A 5,483-nucleotide genomic window follows, 5' to 3' on the forward strand; every position below is an offset into this window, starting at 1 on the left:
GCCCATAGGAATGCGTCCTGCCTGGGAATAGCCAGAACAGGGACGGCGCCTCGATCGCCTGCTTGCCGCCGGCCCTGGTTTCAAGCCAGCCGCGCCCTTCCTCCACCAGCACCAGGGCAAAATCGGGCAGGCTGCGCCTGGTGATTGCCTGCGTGACGCGATGGCGGCCGGCCCCGGTCACCGACAGGCCGCCTGCGGCCGCCGGCGGCGATCTGTACAGCGCAAAATGTCGATCTGGCATGAGCGAAAAGTCCAGCTCTGCTGTTCCGTCCATGGCCACAATGCCATGTTCCAGGCACATACACGGGAGCTGATAACCGTCGAGGATGATTGAAATGTCAAGATCGGCCGACATCGTCCTACCGGTTGCGCTCACGGCCAACGGCAAGGCGCTGTCGACGGAGCCGAACCGGTTGGGGTATCTGATGCCCACCGATGCTTGCGCCGGGATCGAGGCCATCCGCGAACTCTTCGGCAGGCAAGGTTATGTCTGGCTGAAGGGCTTGCTGCCGCGCGGCGATGTGATCGATTTCCGCGGCTGGGTGCTGTCGCATCTGGCCGAGAGCGGTCTGCTGATGCCCGGGCACGACCCTTCGCTCGGCATCGCGGCCGTCGGCGCGTTCGACCGCCAGCTCGCCGATCGCCGTCTGATGTCGCTGGTCCGCTCGACCGCCTATGAGGGGTTTTGCGCGCAGCCGCTGATGGCGCGCCTCATGGATGCGTTCGTGGGTGGGGTGTCCTATCTCCACAAGCGCAAGATCATGCGCTTCACCCAGCCCGGCACGTCCGTCGCCACGCCGGCGCATTACGACCTCGTCTATCTGCGTGGCGGCAGCAGCCGCGTCGTCACCGCCTGGATCCCGATTGGCGACATCCCGGTCGACATGGGCGGGCTCGTCTATCTCGAAGGCTCGCACGTCGTCGGCGCCGCCATGGAGGCGCAGTTCATGAAGGACAATGCCGGGCTCAGCGCCGAGGAGCGCATCAGCGCCTACAATCGCAATATGGGCGAGGGCGGCTGGGTGTCGAAGGACCTGCCCGATATGGCGGAACGGTTCGATACGCGCTGGCTGATGGCGGACTACGAGGCGGGTGATGTCGTTCTTCACTCGCCCTACATGATCCATGCCTCGACGACCAACCAAAGCCTGACCGGGCGGATCCGGCTCTCCACCGATATCCGCTATCAGAACGTCGATGACGAGATCGATGCCCGGTGGGGGCAGCATTGGTCGCTCGACGACATGCTCTAAAGGCGGACCGATATTCAGGTGAGGCCAGCCTGCAAATGGCGGCTTCCTGCCGGTGCTCGCTTACTTCAAGCACGCTCCGCTCCGGTTCTCGGAAGCCACCATTTTCGTCCCCGCCCTGACCTGAATCTCAGCCCGCCTTTGGCGCTAGGCCACTCGCCGCATACGGGCGGCGAAGAAGCCGTCCAAACCGGACAGTCCGGGCGATTCGTGCGGTAGATCGGCTGGTGTGGTGCGCAGCGTGCCGTGCGGCGTCAGGAACGGATCGATGCCGGCGATCTCGCCGGAGTGGATGGGATCGTCGGCGACATCGGCGGTATCGGCGAGGAAAGCGCGGTAAAGCTCCTCGCCTTCGAGCGGGTCGAGCGAACAGTTGGAGAAGACGATGCGCCCGCCGGGCCTGACCAGGCCGACGGCGCGGTCGAGCAGCTTGCGCTGCAGCGCGGCGAGCTTTTCGACATCGGCCATGGTCTTGGTCCACGGCACGTCGGGATGCCGCCTGACCGTGCCGGTCGAGGAGCAGGGCGCGTCTAGAAGAACGGCGTCGAACGGCTCCGCCGGCCGGTAGTCGAGCAGGTCCGTCTGCACGAGCTCTGCGGCCAGGCCGAGGCGTTCGAGATTTTGCGCCAGCCGCGTCAGCCGATTCTTCGAAGTGTCGACGGCGGTCACGCGCGCGCCGGCAAGGATGAGCTGCGCCGTCTTGCCGCCGGGGGCGGCGCAGAGGTCGGCGACGCGCAGGCCATTGATGTCGCCGAACAGGCGGGCGGGAAGGCTGGCGGCGGCGTCCTGCACCCACCAGGCGCCTTCGGCGAAGCCGGCAAGTTCGGGGACGGAGGCACTGAGCCTTTCCACCCGCACCGTGCCGGTCGGCAGGACGATGCCGCCGAGCCGCTCGGCCCAGACCACCGGATCGGACTTGACCGAGAAATCGACCGGCGCCTCGTGGCGATGCGCGGCAAGGATTGCCATCGCTTTGTCCGCGCCGTAGGCGGCCCTCAGCCGGCCGGAAAACCAGGTCGGCGCCTCCTCGATGGCGGCCAGCGCGGGAGCGAGTTCGGCGTCCTTGGCCCGCGCCAGAGTGCGCAGCACGCCGTTGACGAGGCCGGAAAAGCGTAGCGTGCGCGGATCGGACTTGGCATGGGTGACGGCAAGGTCGACGGCGGCGCTGTCGGGAATGTCGAGGAACAGGATCTGCGCCGCCGCCACATGCAATATGTGCGACAGCGCGGTGGCGTTCTGCGGCAGCGGCTTTTCCAGCCGGCGGGAAAGCAGCCCGGCGATCGTCATCCGGTGGCGCAGCGCGGTGACCAGTATGGCGCGCACCAGCGCCCGGTCGCGCATGTCGAGCGCCCGGTATTGCGGGTGGCCGTTCTCGTGGTCGGTCAGGCCGTCGAGCGGCGTGCGCGCGTCGATGACAGCGGCAAGCAAGCGCGCCGCCGCCTTGCGCGCGGCGAGGCCCGCGACTGCCTCGGTCCTGTCGTCACGATCGCCTGGGGTGCGCTGCCGGCGTTTGGCGCCGCTCACGACCACGGACCCTTGGGCCCGGTCGGGTTGCGGCCCCAAGGATTGGGCCTAGGCCTGGCGGGTTGCGCCGGCTGCTCCGGCCGCGCGGCCTGGTCCCATGGACCTGGCGTCCGCTCGTCATCCGCCGGATCGGATGTCGGCGCCTGCCGTGGCGCCTGCGCTGGGCGGCCGCCCATCTCGCGCGCCATCTCCTGCAGGGCGGCGATGCGGTTGTCGGTGTTGGGATGGGTGGAGAACAGACTGTCCATGCGCTCGCCGTGCAGGGGATTGATGATGAAGAGGTGCGCCGTCGCCGGATTGCGCTCGGCATCCGGGTTGCGGATGCGTTCGGCGCCGCGGGCGATCTTGTCAAGGGCAGATGCCAGCCAGAGCGGATTTCCGCAGATTTCGGCACCGCGCCGGTCGGCCTCGTATTCGCGGGTGCGGCTCACCGCCATCTGCACGATCATGGCGGCGAAGGGCGCAACCAGCATCGCCACCAGCACGCCGACGAAGCCGAACGGGTTGTTGTTGTCGCGGTTGCCGCCGAAGAAGAAAGCGAAGTTGCCGAGCATCGAGATGGCGCCGGCCAGCGTCGCGACGATGGTCATGGTCAACGTGTCGCGGTGCTGGACATGGGCGAGCTCGTGCGCCATCACCGCCGCCACTTCCTCATGCGAGAGCTGTTCCAGAAGCCCGGTGGAGGCGGCCACCGCGGCATTCTCGGGATTGCGGCCGGTGGCGAAGGCGTTCGGCTGCGGATTGTCGATCAGATAGGTCTTGGGCATCGGCAGGCCGGCCTGCTTGGCCAACGCCTCGACGATGGCGTAGAACTCGGGCGCGTTCTTCGCATCGACCTCGACGGCGCGATTCATCGACAGCACCATCTTGTCGGCGTTCCAGTAGCTGAACAGATTCATGCCGGCGGCGATCAGCAGCGCGATCACCATGCCGCCGGAGCCGCCGATCAGGAAGCCGACGCCCATGAACAGCGCCGTCATCGCGGCAAGAAGCATGGCGGTGCGAAGGGTGTTCATCGTCTAGATCCGTCCGTGATGGCGAAAGGGGTCGATCCTTGCGAGTTCATGGCTATATGATGGGAGACACCTGCCCCTGTTTCAATGCGCCGGGACTATCGCATGACCGACCAGACCAGCAAAGTCGATGCCGCGGCGGCGAGCGACGCGCCACAAAAGACCCTGACGCCGGCGGCCAGCCGCGCGCTGGCGGAGGCTGAGGCGAGGCGCCGGAAATATCGCGAAAAGGAAGCCGCGATGCCCAAGGAAATCGGCGGCCGCGGCGGCAAGGAACCCGGCCGCTACGGCGACTGGGAGGTGAAGGGTCTCACCAGCGACTTTTAGCGGGTGCGCCGATATTCAGGTGAGGCCGGCCTGCGAACGCTGGCTTCCTGCGCTTCCGGTGCTCACGTACTTCAAGTACGCTCCGCTCCGGTTCTCGGAAACCACCCTTCTCGACTCGGCCTGACCTGAACCTCGACGCCCCCTAGGCCGCGGCCCGAGACGGTGCCAACTCAATCCCACCCCGATCATCGACGGTAATGCCAAGCCCGTCGTACGAAGCGATCGATGCGTGCGGCGTCGCGAGCGGGTGCGTGTGCGTGGCGCTGATCACCATCACCGTGGCACCCGCCGCTTCCGCCGCCGCGATGCCGGCCGGCGCGTCTTCGAAGATCAGGCAGTCGCGCGCATCGACGCCGAGCTTTTCGGCCGCCAGCCGGAAGCAATCGGGCGCCGGCTTGCCGCGTGTCACATCCTCCGCCGCGACGATCACGGCGGGAACCGGAATGCCGGCCGCCTCCATGCGCAGCAGCGCCAGTTCGCGCGGCGCCGAGGTGGCGATCGCCCAGCGCTCCGGCGGCAGCGAGCTCAGAAACGCCACCGCGCCGGCGATCGGCACGATGCCTTCGAGATCGGCCGCTTCGGCTTTCAGCAACGTGTCGGCCTCGAGCACCGGATCGATGCCCGGAAGCATCAGTCCGGCGATGGTCTCGACAGCCCGCTTGCCGTGGATCGTCGGTAGGAAGGCCGCCACGTCGAGGCCCTGGCGCTCAGCCCAGTCAGTCCACACCCTTTCGGCCGCGGCAATGGAATTGATCACCGTGCCGTCCATATCGAACAGGAAGGCCGCGAATTTTCTGCCTGCAAACATCTAAAATCCTGGAGGTCGTTTTCGGGAGGGACTAAGCTGCGATCGACCGTAGCCTCATGGCCGGCCCGTGGAAAGGCGCAAGGCTGCCTTTTGACACGCCGGAGCGGTGCAAACCGCTCCAATATCTGTTTTGCGCAATTCCGTACGGAAGACCACTACGCACTGTTCCTGAAAGCGTTCCAAGCGGAACCATGGCAGGCCTGCCGCGTTTGAAAGACTGTCTTCCAGAATGACCGCAGGGGGTAATCGTGATGCTGATACGGCTCGGCTACGAAATCGCCATTGAATGCACCGGAGCCACGCCGATCATCTCACTGCTCGACATTCACAGCGAGCGCCAGCCCGACATCAAGCGGCAGACGCGCGTGCTGACATCTCCTTCGGTGCCGACCAGGGTCTACCACGACCGCCACGGCAACAGCTGTCGTCGCTTCACCGCGCCCGCTGGCGGCTTTCGCATCCTCTACGACGCGGTCGTCGAGGACAGCGGCGAGCCGGACGAGGTCAACACGCTGGCCGGGGAAACGCCGGTGGCGGAACTGCCCGACGACGCGCTGGTCT

General features: G+C 66.6%; 6 protein-coding genes and 1 pseudogene. 3 read left to right on the plus strand and 4 right to left on the minus strand.

What is annotated here, in order from left to right:
- On the minus strand, positions 1-241 hold a 241-nt coding region (locus EN738_RS29945), incomplete at its 3' end, for an AraC family ligand binding domain-containing protein (protein WP_189606034.1).
- Positions 242-335: 94 nt separating this feature from the next.
- Between EN738_RS29945 and EN738_RS29950 the strand changes: the two genes are divergently transcribed.
- Positions 336-1,253 (plus strand): phytanoyl-CoA dioxygenase family protein, encoded by a 918-nt coding sequence (locus tag EN738_RS29950; RefSeq protein WP_127286783.1) that lies wholly within the window; start codon positions 336-338, stop codon positions 1,251-1,253.
- Positions 1,254-1,397: 144 nt separating this feature from the next.
- On the opposite strand, the gene EN738_RS29960 is transcribed toward EN738_RS29950, so the two are convergent.
- Together EN738_RS29960 and htpX are read right to left on the minus strand one after the other, a co-directional pair.
- Positions 1,398-2,774 (minus strand): RsmB/NOP family class I SAM-dependent RNA methyltransferase, encoded by a 1,377-nt coding sequence (locus tag EN738_RS29960; RefSeq protein ID WP_245494811.1) that lies wholly within the window; start codon positions 2,772-2,774, stop codon positions 1,398-1,400.
- On the minus strand, positions 2,771-3,790 hold the full coding sequence (gene htpX / locus EN738_RS29965) for a zinc metalloprotease HtpX (protein WP_127286786.1): 1,020 nt from the start codon (positions 3,788-3,790) through the stop codon (positions 2,771-2,773). Before htpX ends, EN738_RS29960 begins: the two co-directional genes overlap by 4 nt.
- 102 nt (positions 3,791-3,892) lie before the next feature.
- Between htpX and EN738_RS29970 the strand changes: the two genes are divergently transcribed.
- Complete coding sequence (locus EN738_RS29970; protein ID WP_127286787.1) at positions 3,893-4,114, plus strand: DUF1674 domain-containing protein; 222 nt, start codon at positions 3,893-3,895, stop codon at positions 4,112-4,114.
- Positions 4,115-4,256: 142 nt separating this feature from the next.
- Here the strand turns inward: EN738_RS29970 and EN738_RS29975 are convergent, their stop codons facing one another.
- Positions 4,257-4,922 carry an HAD-IA family hydrolase gene (locus EN738_RS29975; RefSeq protein WP_127286788.1) on the minus strand — a complete coding sequence of 222 codons (666 nt, stop codon included), beginning with the start codon at positions 4,920-4,922 and terminating at the stop codon, positions 4,257-4,259.
- A gap of 251 nt (positions 4,923-5,173) precedes the next feature.
- Between EN738_RS29975 and EN738_RS29980 the strand changes: the two are divergent.
- Positions 5,174-5,483 (plus strand): annotated as a pseudogene (locus EN738_RS29980) (transglutaminase family protein); the annotation flags it as partial.

Source organism: Mesorhizobium sp. M4B.F.Ca.ET.017.02.2.1, assembly GCF_003998955.1.
Taxonomy (GTDB): Bacteria; Pseudomonadota; Alphaproteobacteria; order Rhizobiales; family Rhizobiaceae; genus Mesorhizobium; species Mesorhizobium abyssinicae.

Bases quoted from the DNA above. Each gene is read 5' to 3' on its own strand.
- EN738_RS29975 (WP_127286788.1), bottom strand. From the start codon at position 4,922: ATGTTTGCAGGCAGAAAATTCGCGGCCTTCCTGTTCGATATGGACGGC.
- EN738_RS29950 (WP_127286783.1), top strand. From the start codon at position 336: ATGTCAAGATCGGCCGACATCGTCCTACCGGTTGCGCTCACGGCCAAC.
- EN738_RS29970 (WP_127286787.1), top strand. From the start codon at position 3,893: ATGACCGACCAGACCAGCAAAGTCGATGCCGCGGCGGCGAGCGACGCG.
- htpX (WP_127286786.1), bottom strand. From the start codon at position 3,790: ATGAACACCCTTCGCACCGCCATGCTTCTTGCCGCGATGACGGCGCTG.